A 14644-nucleotide genomic window follows, 5' to 3' on the forward strand; every position below is an offset into this window, starting at 1 on the left:
TCGTGCGCGGTCCTGGCGCGGCCACGCGCCGTGCGGGTGGCCGCGGGCGGCTCAGCTGAAGGAGTCGCCACAGGCGCAGGAGCCGGTGGCGTTCGGGTTGTCGATCGTGAAGCCCTGCTTCTCGATCGTGTCGACGAAGTCGATGGAGGCGCCGCCCAGGTAGGGGGCGCTCATGCGGTCGGTGACCACCTTCACGCCGTCGAAGTCCTTCACGACATCGCCGTCGAGCGAGCGCTCGTCGAAGAAGAGCTGGTAGCGCAGACCGGAGCATCCGCCGGGCTGGACCGCCACGCGGAGCGCGAGGTCGTCACGGCCCTCCTGCTCAAGCAGGCTCCTGACCTTCCCCACGGCCGTGTCGGAAAGGATGATGCCGCCGCTGACAGCGGTCTCTTCCGTTACGGACATCTGAGTATCTCCCGGGTAGTACGGAAAGCTCTGGCGAGTGCACCAACAGACGGGGGGCCGGATTCATTCCGGCGGGGCCGTCCTTGTTCCTTTCCCCTCATGCTCGCACACCCGGCGGTGGGGCGGAATGCGTCACACTGACGCTATCGGCATCGTCAAACTGACGCGAAGAAGATATCATCCATTGCGTCAATTCGACGAAAAGTCGTCGGACCAGTAACAGAAGGAAGGCTGTGTGCCGTGACCACCGCCCAGCCCCTGGACGTCACCCCCTCCCCGCTCGCCCTGCTGCTCCTGGGGCGTGCCGCCGACCCGGCGAGCGAACGCGGCGTCGACTGCCCGGGCGACCTGCCGGCGCCTTCCGACCCCGACCTGGTCGGGCGCGCCCGCGCCGCCAGGGAACGGCTCGGCAGCCGCCTGTTCGTGCTCGGCCACCACTACCAGCGTGACGAGGTCATCCAGTTCGCCGACGTCACCGGCGACTCGTTCAAGCTGGCGCGCGAGGCGGCGGCCCGCCCGGAGGCGGAGTACATCGTCTTCTGCGGTGTGCACTTCATGGCCGAGTCCGCCGACATCCTCACCAACGACTCCCAGCAGGTGATCCTGCCCGACCTCGCGGCGGGCTGCTCCATGGCCGACATGGCCACCGCCGAGCAGGTCGCCGAGGCGTGGGACGTGCTGACCGACGCGGGCGTGGCCGCCTCGACCGTGCCCGTCACCTACATGAACTCCTCGGCCGACATCAAGGCGTTCACCGGCAGGCACGGCGGCACCGTCTGCACCTCCTCGAACGCCAGGCGCGCCCTCACCTGGGCGTTCGCCCAGGCCGGCGAGAACGGCAAGGTGCTGTTCCTGCCGGACCAGCACCTGGGCCGCAACACCGCGCTGCGCGACCTGGGCATGGCGCCCGAGGACTGCGTCGTCTACAACCCGCACCGCCCCGGCGGCGGCCTGACCCCGGAGGAGCTGCGCCGCGCGAAGATGATCCTGTGGCGCGGCCACTGCTCCGTGCACGGCCGCTTCTCGCTCGACTCGGTGACCGAGGTGCGCGCCCGCATACCCGGCGTGAACGTCCTGGTGCACCCCGAGTGCCGGCAGGAGGTCGTCGCGGCGGCCGACCACGTCGGATCGACCGAGCACATCATCCGGCTGCTCGACGAGGCGCCGGCCGGCTCCCGCTGGGCCGTCGGCACCGAGCTGAACCTCGTGCGGCGGCTCGCCGCCCGGTACGCCCCCGAGGGCAAGGAGATCGTCTTCCTCGACCGCACGGTGTGCTTCTGCTCCACCATGAACCGCATCGACCTCCCTCACCTGGTGTGGGCCCTGGAGTCCCTGGCCGACGGCAAGGTGGTCAACCGAATCACGGTTGATCCCGAGACCGCGCACTTCGCCCGGGTCGCGCTCGACCGGATGCTGGCCCTGCCGTGACCCAAGTGCCCCGGTGCCCTGGTGACCCGGTGGCGCGGTAGCGCTGTGACGGCGTGCGGCGGCGCGGGGACCAACAGCCCCGCGCCCCCGCACGCCCCCTGGCCCACGGGGGCGGGCCCGCGCCACGATGGGGCCATGATCCTGCGCCGCCTGCGCGACAGCCGCGCCGACGCCGAGGCCGTCCGCACGGTCGCCACCGCCGCGTTCGGCGACGGAGCGTTCGGCGGGGCGCCGGAGGACCGGCAGGCCGTCCGTTTCCTGCGGCGGGTGCGGCACCTGGTCACCACCGACCCGGACGGGTGCTGGCTCGCCGAGGACGACGCGGGCCGGCCGCTGGGCGCCGCCCTGGCCTGCCTGCGCGAGAACGTGTGGGGCCTGTCGCTGTTCGCCGTCGTGCCGCGGGCGCAGGGCAAGGGGGCGGGCACCGAACTGATGCGCCGCGTGGCGGAGTACGGCCGGGGCGTGCTGCGCGGCATGATCTGCGCCCGCCCGCACCCGGCGGCGACCCGCCTCTACCGCGCCGCCGGGTTCACCCTGCACCCCACCGTGCGACTGACCGGCGCGGTGGACGCCGGCCGGCTCGCCGCTCCCGACGGGCCCGCCATCGAGGGCGGCGCCGCGCACCGCGACCTGATGGACTCCGTGGACCGCCGGGTGCGCGGCGCCGCGCACGGGCCCGACCACACCGAGCTGCTGCGGCACTGCCGGGTCGTCGTCGCCGACGACCTCGCCGGCAGCGGCTACTGCTACCTGGACGACTCGGGCCGCGTCGAACTGCTCGCGGCCACCTCGCGCCGCATCGCCGTCCGGCTGCTCGGCTCCGCCCTGCTGAGCCTGCCGCCCGGCGTCGCCGCCTCGGTCCGCCACCTGACGGCCGAGCAGGAGTGGGCCGTCGACGTCGGGCTCGCCGCCGGGCTCGACCTGTCGGCGGACGGGTTCCTGTGCCTGCGCGGCATGCGCCCGCCCGCGCCCTACCTGCCGTCCGTCCAGTACCTGTGAGCCGCCCGCGGGGCCGCCGGGGGAACGCGCCCGCGCGCCGCGGCCTCAGCCGGCCCGCGGGCGGACCAGGCCCGTCTCGTAGGCGGTGACCACGAGCTGGGCGCGGTCACGGGCCGCCAGCTTCGTCAGCAGCCGGTTGATGTGGGTCTTCACCGTCAGCGGGCTGACCGACAGCCGCCCGGCGATCTCGTCGTTGGACAGGCCGGCCGCGACCTCCGCCAGCACCTGCCGTTCGCGCGCGGTCAGCACGTCGAGCGCCGAGGCGTCGAGCGCGGAGGCGTCCCGGTCCCTGCCCTCCGCGACGAACCGCTCGATCAGGCCGCGCGTCGCCGCGGGCGACAGCAGCGCCTCACCGGCCGCGACGAGCCGGATGGCGGCCAGCAGGTCGTCCGGCTCCGCCCCCTTGCCCAGGAACCCCGAGGCCCCCGCGCGCACCGCCTCCACCACGTAGTCGTCGGACTCGAAGGTGGTGAGGATGACGACCTTGACACCCTCGAACGCCGGGTCGGCCCCGATCTCCCGGGTCGCGGCGAGGCCGTCCATGCCGGGCATCCTGATGTCCATCAGCACCACGTCCGCGCCGGCCTCGCGGATCACCGCGAGCGCCCGCGCCCCGTCGGACGCCTCGCCGGTGACCGTCATGTCCTGCGCCGAGTCCACCAGCACCCGGAACGCGCTGCGCAGCAGCGCCTGGTCGTCGACCAGCACCACCCGGATCACGAGCACCATCCTCCATGCCGTGCGTGTTCGACCGCGGGCGCGACCTGCCTGGGGGCCTGGAGCGGCAGTGTCACCCGCACCCGGAAGCCGCCCTCCGGCCCCGGGCCCGCCTCGCAGGTGCCGCTGAGCGCGGCGGCCCGTTCGCGCATGCCGGTGAGCCCGTGCCCGCTGCCGGAGGCCGACCCGCCCCCCTGGCCCACGCCGTCGTCGTCGACGGTGACGTCGAGCGCCGCGTCGTTCGCCGTGCCCGTGCGCACGATGCGCACCCGGGCGGTCGCCTCGGGACCGGCGTGCTTGTGCACGTTGGTCAGCGCCTCCTGCACCACCCGGTAGGCGGCCAGGTCGACCGCGGAAGGCAGCGGCCCGGCCGCCGCCGGGGCCTCGACGGTCACGGCCATGCCGGCCTTCGCGAAGCCGTCCACCAGCTCGTCGAGCACCGCCAGGCCCCGCGCGGGCTCGGTGGGCGCCACCGGATCGTCGCGGTGGCGCAGCAGTCCCACGGTGGTCTGCAACTCCCCCAGCGCCCTGCGGCTGGCCTCCCTGATGTGGCCGAGCGCCTCCTTGGCCTGGTCGGGGCGGCTGTCCATGACGTGCGCCGCGACCCCGGCCTGCACGTTGACCAGGGCGATGTGGTGGGCGACCACGTCGTGCAGCTCGCGCGCGATCCGCACGCGCTCCTCGGCGACCCGCCGGCGCGCCTCCTCCTCGCGGGTCCGCTCGGCCCGCTCCGCGCGTTCCCAGATGGCGTCGACGGCGGCCCTGCGGCTGCGCACCGCCTCGCCCGAGGCCGCCGCGAGCGCGGTCCACGCGAAGACGCTCAGGTTCGCCGGGTCGTACCAGGGCTGCGCGCCCAGCACCATCGCGGCCGGCGTGAACACCAGGGCGACGGCCGTGCCCACCCGCAGCGTGGTGGCCCGGTCGGTACTGACGGCCACCGTGAACAGCGCGACGACCAGGATGATGAGGAACGAGGAATGGCGCTCCTCGGGACGGTGCGAGAAGGTGCCGAGCACCAGCTCGACCAGGGACAGCGCGCCGACGACCACGAGCACGGCCATCGGGTGCCTGCGCCGGCGCACCAGCACGGTGCAGGCCAGCACCGCGAGCAGCAGCGTGTGGACGGGCAGGTCGCGCTTGCCGAAGCCGGGGCCGCCGTCCGGTGGGCGCGCCACGGTCACGGACGCGCACAGCATCGCCACCAGGACGCCCACGGCGAGCAGCGCGTCGAACGCGCGGGGGTGGGTCCGCAGCCAGTGGACGGCGCGGACCGGATGCGGAGAGGTCACGGCCTCGCGGCTTCGTCTCGGTCTTCCGGCTCGGGTCGGTCCCGGGTCACTCCCGGGTGTCAGTCCGGGATCAGCCCGTCCTCGGTGAGCATCGCGCGGACCTCGTCGATGGACGCCTCGGGCGACGGCAGGATCAGCTCCGACGGTTCGAGCGCGTCGTCCGGCAGCGGGGTGCCCATCGTCCTGACCGCTTCGAGCAGGGCACCGAGGGTCCTGCGGAAGCCGTCCCCGTCGCCCGACTCCACCTCCGCCATCAACTCGTCGTCGAGCGCGTTGAGCGTGGGGAAGTGGCTGTCGTCGAGCTTCACCTGCCCTTCCCCCATGATCCGAACGATCACGATGCCCTCCAGGAACTCACTGCTTGTCGAACTTGGGGGATTCCTGCGTCTGGGTCTCGGGCTGGGCACCCGCGCTGTTGCCGCCCTCCAGGGCCTGCCGCCCCGAGGAGGTGCCGCCGGCCAGCTCCGCCTTCATCCGCTCCAGCTCGAACTCTACGTCCGAGTTGCCCGAGATGCGGTCCAGCTCGGCGGTGAGGTCGTCCTTGGAGGTCCCGGTCGGGTCGTCGAGCGCGCCCGAGGCGAGCAGCTCGTCGATGGCTCCGGCGCGGGCCTGCATCTGGGCGGTCTTGTCCTCCGCCCGCTGGATGGCCATGCCGACGTCGCCCATCTCCTCGGAGATGCCGGAGAACGCCTCGCCGATGCGGGTCTGCGCCTGGGCGGCCGTGTAGGTCGCCTTGATCGTCTCCTTGCGGGTGCGGAACGCGTCCACCTTCGCCTGGAGCCGCTGGGCCGCGAGGGTGAGCTTCTCCTCCTCGGACTGGAGCGTCGCGTGCTGCTGCTGGAGGTCGCTCACCTGCTGCTGCAACGCCGCGCGCCGGGTCAGGGCCTCGCGGGCCAGGTCCTCGCGCCCCAGGGCCAGCGCCTTCTTGCCCTGGTCCTCCAGCTTGGAGGACTGGCCGTTGAGCTGGTTGAGCTGGAGTTCGAGCCGCTTGCGTGACGTGGCGACGTCCGCGACCCCGCGCCTGACCTTCTGGAGCAGCTCAAGCTGCTTCTGGTACGAGTAGTCCAGCGTCTCGCGCGGGTCCTCGGCCCGGTCCAGGGCCTTGTTGGCCTTCGCGCGGAAGATCATCCCCATCCGCTTCATGACACCGCTCATGGGCTTCGCGCGCCCCCTTCATGACGGCTCGAACCTCTGGCCATACTGCTGCTGATCCCCTACTACCCTACGGGGCCCTTATCCATTAGCGCACTGCTCGTCCGCGAATGACTCCTCCCACAGGACGATCACGCGGCCCGTTCCCTCACGCCAGAGGAGTAGACACCGGCGCCCGGCGGCTCCGGGTCGCCCGGGTGCCGCCCGGTCCCCCGCGGAGGCCCATCCGGGACTCCCCCGCCTCACCCATTGGGGGCAGGCGCGCGAGAACGTACCCTGGTGGCGTGTTCCGAAGCCGCTCGAAAGAAGATTCCGCCACCCGTACCGTGACGGAGCAGCCCCAGGTCCGTGACCCGCAGGCGCCCAAGGGGCGCCCCACGCCCAAGCGCAGCGAGGCGGAGGCCCTGCGCCGCGCCGTCGTCAAGCCGGCGATGAGCCGCAAGGAGGCGTCCAGGCGGGCCAAGGAGGCCAGGCGCGCCGCGCTGGCCAAGCAGCGCGAGGCGCTGCTCTCAGGCGACGAGCGGCACCTGCCCGCCCGCGACCGCGGCCCGGTCCGCCGGTTCACGCGCGACTTCGTGGACGCGAAGTGGCACGTGGCGGAGTTCTTCCTGCCGATGGCCGTCGTCATCCTGATCCTGAGCATGATGCCGTCGATCCAGCTGCGGAACATCGCGCTGCTGATGTGGCTCGCGGTCATCCTGATGATCGTCTTCGACTCGCTGCTGCTGAGCAGGCGCCTGAAGAAGCAGCTGCGGACCCGGTTCCCCGACGAGAGCCTGCGCGGCGCCTCGGCCTACGCGCTGATGCGCAGCATGCAGATGCGTCGCATGCGGCTGCCCAAGCCGCAGATCAAGCGGGGCGAGGCGCCGCGCTGACGATCCGGCCCGGCGCCCGCCGCCCGGTCGCCTGACACGGCCCGGCGTCCCTCCGCGTCCACGGCCCTCCCCGCGTCCACAATGCGGCTATGGTCCTGAACGCACCTTTCATGCCCCGGCGCGCCGTGGTCCTGGTCTGCGCCGGAACGCTGCTCACCGCCGGCTGCACCGCCGGCTCGGAACCGCGCGAGACGCCGGCGGCGCGCGCCGCCCGCGCGCCCGCGCCCACCGTCTCCGACGCGCTCCAGGACAAGTACGAGGACGTCGTCGGCGACGTCCTGCCCTCGGTCGTGCAGATCAGCACGGCGGACGGCCAGGGCTCCGGGGTCGTCTACGACGACGAGGGCCACATCGTCACGAACGCGCACGTCGTGGGCAGCGAACGCGAGTTCGAAGTGCTGCTCGCCACCGGCCGGGAGCCGGAACGCGCCGAGCTGGTCGCGTCCTACCCCGAGCAGGACCTCGCGGTGGTCGTGCTCACGGACGCGCCGGACCGGCTGCACCCGGCCACGTTCGGCGACTCCTCACGGGTGGAGGTCGGGCAGATCGTCCTGGCCATGGGCAACCCGCTCGGCCTGGCGTCGAGCGTCACCCAGGGCATCGTCTCCGCGGTCGGGCGTTCGGTGAGCGAGGGCGAGGGGCGCGCCACCCTCGGCAACATGGTCCAGACCTCGGCCGCCATCAACCCCGGCAACAGCGGCGGCGCCCTGGTCAACCTCTCGGGACAGGTCGTCGGCATCCCCACGCTGGCCGCGCGGGACCCGAGTCTCGGCGGCGGGCAGGCGCCCGGCATCGGCTTCGCGATCCCGGCCTCGACGGTGACGTTCCTGGCCGATCAGATGATCGAGCACGGCCGGGTCGTCGACTCGGGCCGGGCCGCGCTCGGCGTCTCGGTGCGCACGGTGCTCGGGGACGGCTTCGAGCCCGCCGGCGCGGCGGTCGTCGAGGTCGAGGCGTCGGGCCCGGCCGACCGCGCCGGGATGCGGCCGGGGGATGTCGTGGTGCGCGTGGGGGACGAGGAGGTCACCGACGTCGTCTCGCTGGCCGAGGCCCTGGCCGGGCACCGCCCCGAGGACCGGGTCGAGGTCGTCTACGAGCGGAACGGGGAGCGGCGGACCGCCGGGGTCACGCTCGGGGAGGCGTGAGCGCGATGCCGCGGGAGCCGTCCGGGACGCGGTCCCTCAGTCGTCGGTGGCGTGCAGGCTCATCGGCCCGTAGACCTTCGTGCCGTCCTCGAACAGCGAGACCTGGTCCACACCGTCGGCGACCAGCTCGGGCCACACCTCGCCGATCCAGGACTCCGCGTCCCCCTGCGTGCCGAAGTCGCCCGGCGGCTGGGCCGGCTCGGCCGCCGTGCCGTCCGCCTTCTCGAACCGCCACTCCCACGCCATGCGAAGCCTCCGCTTCCTGACCGACTGCCCGATGGCCCGACTGCCTGATCGCAGACTAAATCACGGCGGGCGCTCCCCGCGCACCACCGCGCGCCGCACTCCTGCTCGACCGCACGCCGGGGCTCGCGCCCGTCACCGCACGCTCGCTCCGGGGTGCGCCGGCGGGCGCCGCCGCGCGGGAGGCCCCCGCCGTGCCCGCCGCCGGTATCGCGCCGCCACTGCGCCGAGTTGCGCTCCGGGACTGCCGGTAGTCTCGTGCACATGAGTGACGGCGGTCTCAACCTCGACGACTTCGGCGACCTCATCGAGCGCCCGAGCGTCCGGCTGCGGCGCAGGGCGGAGGAGCGGCGCACGCGCACCGGCCTGGCGCCCAAGGCGCTCGGACGGCTCGACGGGCTCGGCGGCTGGCTGGCCGCCGCCCAGGGCCGGGTGCCGGTCACGCCCGTGGCCAGTCCGCGAGCGGTGCTGTTCGCCGGTGACCACGGCGTCGCGGCCCTCGGCGTCTCGGCCCGGCCGGCCGGGTCCACCGCGGGGCTGGTGCGCCGGGTGCTCGACGGGGACAGCCCGGCCGCGATCCTGGCCCGGCAGGCCGGCGTACCGCTGCGGGTCGTCGACCTCTCCGTCGACTGCCCGGCCGAGGAGCTGCCCGACGAGGTGACCCGCCACCGGGTGCGCAGGGGCTCGGGGCGCCTGGACATCGAGGACACGCTCACCGCGGCCGAGGCGGAGCAGGCGTTCCGCGCCGGCATGGCCGTCGCCGACGAGGAGGCCGACGCGGGCACCGACCTGCTGGTGCTCGGCGACCTCTCGGTGGGCGGCACCACGGCCGCCGGGGTGCTGATCGCCGCCATGTGCGGCACCGACGCCTCGGTGGTCACCGGGCGCGGCGGCGTGCGCGTGGACGACCTGACGTGGATGCGCAAGTGCGCGGCGATCAGGGACGGGCTGCGCCGGGCCCGCCCGGTGCTCGGGGATCAACTGCGCCTGCTCGCGGCCGTGGGCGGCGCCGACCTGACGGCGATGACCGGCTTCCTGCTCCAGAGCGCCGTGCGCCGCACGCCGGTGATCCTGGACGGCGTCGTCTCCGCGGCGTGCGCCCTGGTCGCGCAGCGGGTCGCCTTCCGCGCCCCGGACTGGTGGGTGGCCGGCCAGGCGAGCGGCGAACCGGGCCAGGCGAAGGCGCTCGACCGGATGGCGCTCGAACCGCTGCTCGACCACGGGGTGGCCGTCGGCGAGGGCACGGGGGCGCTGCTCGCGCTGCCGCTGGTCCGCGCGGCCGGCGCGCTGGCCGCCGAGCTGCCGGAACTGCCCGATGACGAGGCCGCGGACGAGGCCGGTGACGCGCTCGGGGAGGCGCACGAGGCCGCCCGTTCCACCACGGCGGCCGAGGCGACCTGACTTCCCCCTCGGGCCTCGTGCGCCTCACGCGTCCCCGGCGTCGCGCGGGATGCCGGCCACGACCTGCTGGAACCGGCGCCGCACGCGCCCCCAGCGCGCGTCGTGCGCGCGGGCCCGCCGTTCGGCGCGCGCCCGCGTGCGCGGCCGGCGGGCGTACAGGCGCCGCGCCCACAGCGAGTCGGGCCTGGCCAGCCGCAACGCCCCGACCAGCGCGACCGGCGGCACCAGGACCCCGGCCACGCCGAGCCGGGTCTTGCCCTTGACGAGGGCCACGAGCACGAACAGCACGTTGATCAGCACGGTGAGGACCGCACCGCCGCGCGTGAGGCGTTCCTCCGGGTCCACGTCGTCCACGCCGAGCGGCGCGAAGCCGATCAGCAGCGTTCCGGCCAGTGCCACGGTGAGTACCACCGCCTCCACGCTCCTGCGGCCCTGATCCGACCAGTAGACGTCGTGCAGGTAGAGGACGAGCGCGAACTCGTCGAGCACGAGGCCCGTGCCGACGCCGAACGCCACGGCCGCCGCCGCGACGGCCCAGCCTCGGTTCCCTGCCGCGAGCCCGCAGAAGCCGCCCGCGGTCATCAGCACCACCCCGGGCACGACGTGGTGGACGTGCGTGCCGCCCGCCGAGACGTCGCGGAACGGGCCGCGGCCCGCCCTGATCAGCCGCGTCACCCCGCGCGTCACGACGAACGCGCAGACCAGAGCCGTCAGCGCGAGCAGCAGCGGCAGCTTGCCCGGCTCGATGATGTTGCGTTCCCACCAGTGCTCCATGGCTCCCCAGCGTCCGGCGCTACGCTGCCCGACGATGAACGCCACGCCGCCGCCCGCCGCCCCGCCGCCCCCGCCCGGCCCTCCGCCGGGCGCGCCGCCGCCTCCGGACGCCGACCCCCCGGGCGGCGGCCCGCCGCCCGGGGGCGCGGGCGGCGGGGCGCGCTTCGCGTTCGGCGCCCTCACCGTGCTGCCCGTGCGCCCCGGGCGCTGGGACCGCGAGGCGGCGCGTTCCGGCATGCTGTGCGCGCCCCTGCCCGGGCTGGCGATCGGGCTGGCCGCCGCCTGCGTCTCGTGGGCGTTCCTCGCGCTGGACGCCGGGTGGCTGCTGACGGCCGTGCTCACCGTCGCGGTGACGGCCGCCCTCAGCCGCGGCCTGCACCTCGACGGGCTCGCGGACACCGCGGACGGCCTCGGCAGCGGCCGGCCCGCGGCCGACGCGCTGCGGATCATGAAGCGCTCCGACATCGGCCCGTTCGGCGTGCTCACCCTGGTGTTCGTGCTGCTCGCGCAGATCGCCGCGCTGTACGAGCTGTACGCGCACGGCCGCGGCTGGGCGCTGACGGCCGTCGTCCTGGCGGGCCTCGTCTCGCGCACGGCCCTGACCTGGGCCTGCCGCGCGGGCGTGCCCGCCGCGCGCGCCGACGGGCTCGGCGCGACGGTGGCGGGCACCGTGCCGGCGGGCGCGGCGTTCGCCGTCGCCGGGGTGGTGGCCTTCGCCGCCGCCGTCGCGGCGGGTGTGGCCGGCGGCCCACCGGGCACGGGCGTGGTGGTGGGCGCGTGCGCCGTGCTGCTGGCGTTGAGCGCCGCCGAGATGCTGCTGCTGCACTGCCGGCGGCGGTTCGGCGGGGTCACGGGGGACGTGCTCGGAGCCGTCACGGAGACGGCGGCCACGGTGACGTTGCTGGTCATGACCGTGGGCGCGCCCTGAACGAGGGGCGCGGCGTAGTCTTCTGCCGGACCGCGGCGGCGGCGCACCGCGCGCACCACCGCACGGCGGCGCGCGCACGACACCGCGCCCGCCACGCGGCAACGACTCGGACACACCCGCACAAGCACAGACAAGCCCAGGCAACCCCAAGCAAGCTCAGACAGAACGGAACACCATCACCGTGACTGCCCTCACCCTCAGCAACCTCCCCGCGACCACGGTGCCCGCGGACGCCGTGGTCATCGGCGTCGCCAAGGGCGAGTCGGGGCCGGTTCCGCCGGCCGGCTCACCGGCCGCCGCGGCGGCCGACGAAGCGTTCGGCGGCTCGCTGGCCACGACCCTGGCGACCCTCGGCGCCAAGGGCGCCGAGGACGAGATCACCCGGCTGCCGGCCCCCGCGGGCTGGGCGGTTCCGCTGGTGGTGGCGGTCGGACTCGGCGCCGAGCCCGCCGGCGGCTGGGCGCCGGAGACGCTGCGCCGCGCGGCGGGCGCGGCGGCCCGCGCCCTGGCGGGTTCCGAGCACGCCACGTTCGCGCTGCCGGTGGCCGACGCCGACGCGATCGGCGCGGTCGCGGAGGGCGCGCTGATGGGGGCGTACGCGTTCACGGCGTTCCGCGGCCGGGCGAACGCCTCGGCCGCCAGCACGCCGCTGGCGCGGATCACCGTGCTCGACGCGGACGCGGGCGACGCCGAGCACACGGCGGCGGCCGAACGCGCCCTCGTCGTGGCCGAGGAGGTGGCCAGGGCGCGCGACCTGATCAACACCCCGCCCAACGCCCTGTCCCCGGCGGACTTCGCGGCCGTCGTGGAGGCCGCGGCGCCCGAGTACGGGGTGACGGCCGAGGTCTGGGACGAGCGGGCCCTGATCGACGGCGGGTACGGCGGCATCATGGGCGTCGGGCAGGGTTCGGCGACGCCGCCGCGGCTGGTGCGGGTGGCGTACACCCACCCGGCGGCCTCCGCGACCCTCGCGCTGGTCGGCAAGGGCATCACCTTCGACTCCGGCGGCCTGTCGCTGAAGCCGGTCGGGCACAACGAGACGATGAAGTGCGACATGAGCGGCGCCGCCGCGGTGTTCTCCGCCGTGGTCGCCGCGGCGCGGCTCGGCCTTGAGGTGAACGTCACCGGCTGGCTCGCCCTCGCCGAGAACATGCCGTCGGGCGGCGCGGTGCGCCCCGGCGACGTGCTGACCATGTACAGCGGCAAGACGGTCGAGGTGCTGAACACCGACGCCGAGGGCCGCCTGGTGATGGCCGACGCGCTGGCCCGCGCCTGCGAGGAGTCGCCCGACGCGCTGGTGGACGTGGCGACGCTGACCGGCGCGATGGTGCTCGCGCTCGGCAAGCGGACGTTCGGCGTGCTGAGCCCGGACGAGGCGTTCCGCTCGCTGCTGCACGAGACGGCCGGGCAGGCCGGGGAGCAGTCCTGGCCGATGCCGATGCCCGCAGAGCTCGCCGAGGGCCTCAAGTCCCCGGTGGCCGACCTGGCGAACGTGGGCGAGCGGATGGGCGGCGGCCTGTCGGCGGGCCTGTTCCTGAAGGAGTTCGTGGCCGAGGACACGCGGTGGGCGCACCTGGACATCGCGGGCCCCGCGTTCCACGAGGGCGCGCCCTACGGCTACACCCCCAAGGGCGGCACGGGCTCCGCGGTGCGGACGCTCGTGCGGCTGGCCGAGCGGGTCGCGGACGGTGAGCTGGCCGGGTGACCTGCGGGCCCGGCCCCGGACACCCGGCCCGGCGCGGCAGCGTGCGAAGATGGGTTTCCGGCAGGACAGGGCCGGGCTCAACCACCAAGGCGAGCCACACACGGGTCGCGACCAGCGGCTCACACAGGGCTGTCGGCCGGTCACCGTCGACCGGCCAGCGGCGAACCCATCCTTGGAGGAACGTGACGTGGCGAACGACGCCAGCACCGTTTTCGACCTAGTGATCCTCGGTGGCGGCAGCGGTGGTTACGCCGCGGCCCTGCGCGCCTCGCAGCTCGGTCTCGACGTCGCCCTGATCGAGAAGAACAAGCTGGGCGGCACCTGTCTGCACAACGGCTGCATCCCCACCAAGGCACTGCTGCACGCCGGGGAGATCGCCGACGCGGCGCGCGACGGCGCCGAGTTCGGCGTGAAGTCGACCTTCGACGGCATCGACATCGCGGGGGTGCACAAGTACAAGGACGGCGTGGTCGCCGGCCTGTACAAGGGCCTTCAGGGCCTGGTCGCCTCCCGCAAGATCACCTACGTGGAGGGCGAGGGCCGGCTGTCCTCGCAGACCTCCGTCGACGTGGACGGCCGGCGCTACACCGGTCGCCACGTCCTGCTCGCGACCGGGTCCGTGCCCAGGTCGCTGCCGGGGCTGACCATCGACGGCGACCGGATCATCTCCTCGGACCACGCGCTGGTGCTCGACCGGGTGCCGAAGTCCGCGATCGTGCTGGGCGGCGGCGTCATCGGCGTCGAGTTCGCGTCCGCGTGGAAGTCGTTCGGCACGGACGTCACCATCGTGGAGGGGCTGCCGCACCTGGTGCCGGCCGAGGACGAGAACAGCTCGAAGCTGCTGGAGCGCGCCTTCCGCAAGCGGGGCATAAAGTTCAACCTCGGTACCTTCTTCAAGTCCGCCGAGTACACCGCCGACGGGGTGCGGGTCACCCTGGAGGACGGCAAGACCTTCGAGGCCGAGCTGCTGCTGGTCGCGATCGGCCGCGGCCCGGTGTCCCAGGGCCTGGGCTACGAGGAGGCCGGGGTCGCCACGGACCGCGGCTTCGTGCTGGTCGACGAGTACTGCCGGACGAACGTGCCGACGATCTCGGCCGTGGGCGACCTGATCCCGACGCTCCAGCTCGCCCACGTCGGCTTCGCCGAGGGCATCCTGGTCGCCGAGCGCCTTGCGGGCCTCTCGCCGGTGCCGATCGACTACGACGGGGTCCCCCGGGTCACCTACTGCCACCCCGAGGTCGCCTCCGTCGGCGTCACCGAGGCCAAGGCCAAGGAGCTGTACGGCGCCGACCAGGTGGTCACGCTCAAGTACAACCTGGCGGGCAACGGCAGGAGCAAGATCCTGAAGACTGCGGGCGAGATCAAGCTCGTACGGGTCAGGGACGGCGCGGTCGTCGGCGTCCACATGGTCGGGGACCGGCTCGGCGAGCAGGTCGGCGAGGCCCAGCTGATCTACAACTGGGAGGCGCTGCCCGCCGAGGTCGCGCAGCTGATCCACGCCCATCCGACCCAGAACGAGGCGCTGGGCGAAGCCCACCTCGCCCTGGCCGGCAAGCCGCTGCACTCCCACGACTGACCCGGCC

Annotated in this window: 15 protein-coding genes; 8 read left to right on the top strand and 7 right to left on the bottom strand. The window is 74.3% G+C overall.

What is annotated here, in order from left to right:
* Positions 1 to 51: 51 nt before the first annotated feature.
* On the bottom strand, positions 52 to 405 hold the full coding sequence (locus tag LC193_RS05445) for a HesB/IscA family protein (RefSeq protein WP_086161039.1): 354 nt from the start codon (positions 403 to 405) through the stop codon (positions 52 to 54).
* A gap of 240 nt (positions 406 to 645) precedes the next feature.
* Between LC193_RS05445 and nadA the strand changes: the two genes are divergently transcribed.
* The gene (gene nadA / locus LC193_RS05450) at positions 646 to 1833 is read left to right on the top strand and encodes a quinolinate synthase NadA (protein WP_226072050.1); all 1188 of its coding nucleotides are present in this window, start codon (positions 646 to 648) and stop codon (positions 1831 to 1833) included.
* A 135-nt stretch (positions 1834 to 1968) separates the two neighbouring features.
* A complete protein-coding gene (locus tag LC193_RS05455; protein ID WP_226072053.1) occupies positions 1969 to 2832 on the top strand; it encodes a GNAT family N-acetyltransferase in 864 nt (287 codons plus the stop codon).
* A gap of 45 nt (positions 2833 to 2877) precedes the next feature.
* Here the strand turns inward: LC193_RS05455 and LC193_RS05460 are convergent, their stop codons facing one another.
* From LC193_RS05460 to LC193_RS05475, 4 genes are read right to left on the bottom strand one after another with little or no spacing between them, the layout of a single operon-like run.
* Complete coding sequence (locus LC193_RS05460; RefSeq protein ID WP_226072055.1) at positions 2878 to 3561, bottom strand: response regulator; 684 nt, start codon at positions 3559 to 3561, stop codon at positions 2878 to 2880.
* On the bottom strand, positions 3549 to 4838 hold the full coding sequence (locus LC193_RS05465; RefSeq protein WP_226072057.1) for a sensor histidine kinase: 1290 nt from the start codon (positions 4836 to 4838) through the stop codon (positions 3549 to 3551). Before LC193_RS05465 ends, LC193_RS05460 begins: the two co-directional genes overlap by 13 nt.
* A gap of 59 nt (positions 4839 to 4897) precedes the next feature.
* Entirely contained in the window at positions 4898 to 5176 is a 279-nt protein-coding gene (pspAA, locus tag LC193_RS05470) for a PspA-associated protein PspAA (protein ID WP_226072060.1), read from the bottom strand.
* Between the two features lie 16 nt (positions 5177 to 5192).
* Positions 5193 to 5981: a PspA/IM30 family protein gene (locus LC193_RS05475; RefSeq protein ID WP_226078490.1), complete on the bottom strand. Its 789-nt coding sequence runs from the start codon at positions 5979 to 5981 to the stop codon at positions 5193 to 5195.
* A 335-nt stretch (positions 5982 to 6316) separates the two neighbouring features.
* Here LC193_RS05475 and LC193_RS05480 point away from each other — a divergent pair, with 335 nt between their 5' ends.
* Both LC193_RS05480 and LC193_RS05485 read left to right on the top strand, forming a co-directional pair.
* On the top strand, positions 6317 to 6865 hold the full coding sequence (locus tag LC193_RS05480; protein ID WP_318842129.1) for a DUF3043 domain-containing protein: 549 nt from the start codon (positions 6317 to 6319) through the stop codon (positions 6863 to 6865).
* A gap of 89 nt (positions 6866 to 6954) precedes the next feature.
* The gene (locus tag LC193_RS05485; RefSeq protein ID WP_226072062.1) at positions 6955 to 8010 is read left to right on the top strand and encodes a S1C family serine protease; all 1056 of its coding nucleotides are present in this window, start codon (positions 6955 to 6957) and stop codon (positions 8008 to 8010) included.
* 36 nt (positions 8011 to 8046) lie between these two features.
* On the opposite strand, the gene LC193_RS05490 is transcribed toward LC193_RS05485, so the two are convergent.
* Positions 8047 to 8256 carry a hypothetical protein gene (locus tag LC193_RS05490; protein ID WP_226072063.1) on the bottom strand — a complete coding sequence of 70 codons (210 nt, stop codon included), beginning with the start codon at positions 8254 to 8256 and terminating at the stop codon, positions 8047 to 8049.
* 261 nt (positions 8257 to 8517) lie between these two features.
* On the opposite strand from LC193_RS05490, the gene LC193_RS05495 reads away from it, so the two are divergent.
* A complete protein-coding gene (locus LC193_RS05495) occupies positions 8518 to 9654 on the top strand; it encodes a nicotinate-nucleotide--dimethylbenzimidazole phosphoribosyltransferase (RefSeq protein ID WP_226072065.1) in 1137 nt (378 codons plus the stop codon).
* 24 nt (positions 9655 to 9678) lie between these two features.
* Here LC193_RS05495 and LC193_RS05500 read toward each other — a convergent pair whose 3' ends face one another.
* Entirely contained in the window at positions 9679 to 10428 is a 750-nt protein-coding gene (locus LC193_RS05500) for a hypothetical protein (RefSeq protein WP_226072068.1), read from the bottom strand.
* A 34-nt stretch (positions 10429 to 10462) separates the two neighbouring features.
* On the opposite strand from LC193_RS05500, the gene LC193_RS05505 reads away from it, so the two are divergent.
* The 3 genes from LC193_RS05505 to lpdA all read left to right on the top strand — a co-directional run bounded on the left by LC193_RS05505 (position 10463) and on the right by lpdA (position 14637).
* Positions 10463 to 11356 carry an adenosylcobinamide-GDP ribazoletransferase gene (locus tag LC193_RS05505; RefSeq protein ID WP_226072070.1) on the top strand — a complete coding sequence of 298 codons (894 nt, stop codon included), beginning with the start codon at positions 10463 to 10465 and terminating at the stop codon, positions 11354 to 11356.
* Between the two features lie 181 nt (positions 11357 to 11537).
* Positions 11538 to 13061 carry a leucyl aminopeptidase gene (locus LC193_RS05510; protein ID WP_226072073.1) on the top strand — a complete coding sequence of 508 codons (1524 nt, stop codon included), beginning with the start codon at positions 11538 to 11540 and terminating at the stop codon, positions 13059 to 13061.
* Positions 13062 to 13248: 187 nt separating this feature from the next.
* Positions 13249 to 14637, top strand: coding sequence for a dihydrolipoyl dehydrogenase (gene lpdA, locus LC193_RS05515; RefSeq protein ID WP_086161027.1), 1389 nt, complete (start codon positions 13249 to 13251; stop codon positions 14635 to 14637).
* Positions 14638 to 14644 lie beyond the last annotated feature (7 nt).

Origin of the sequence: Streptomyces marincola (assembly GCF_020410765.1) — a bacterium.
GTDB classification, from domain to species: Bacteria; Actinomycetota; Actinomycetes; order Streptomycetales; family Streptomycetaceae; genus Streptomyces; species Streptomyces marincola.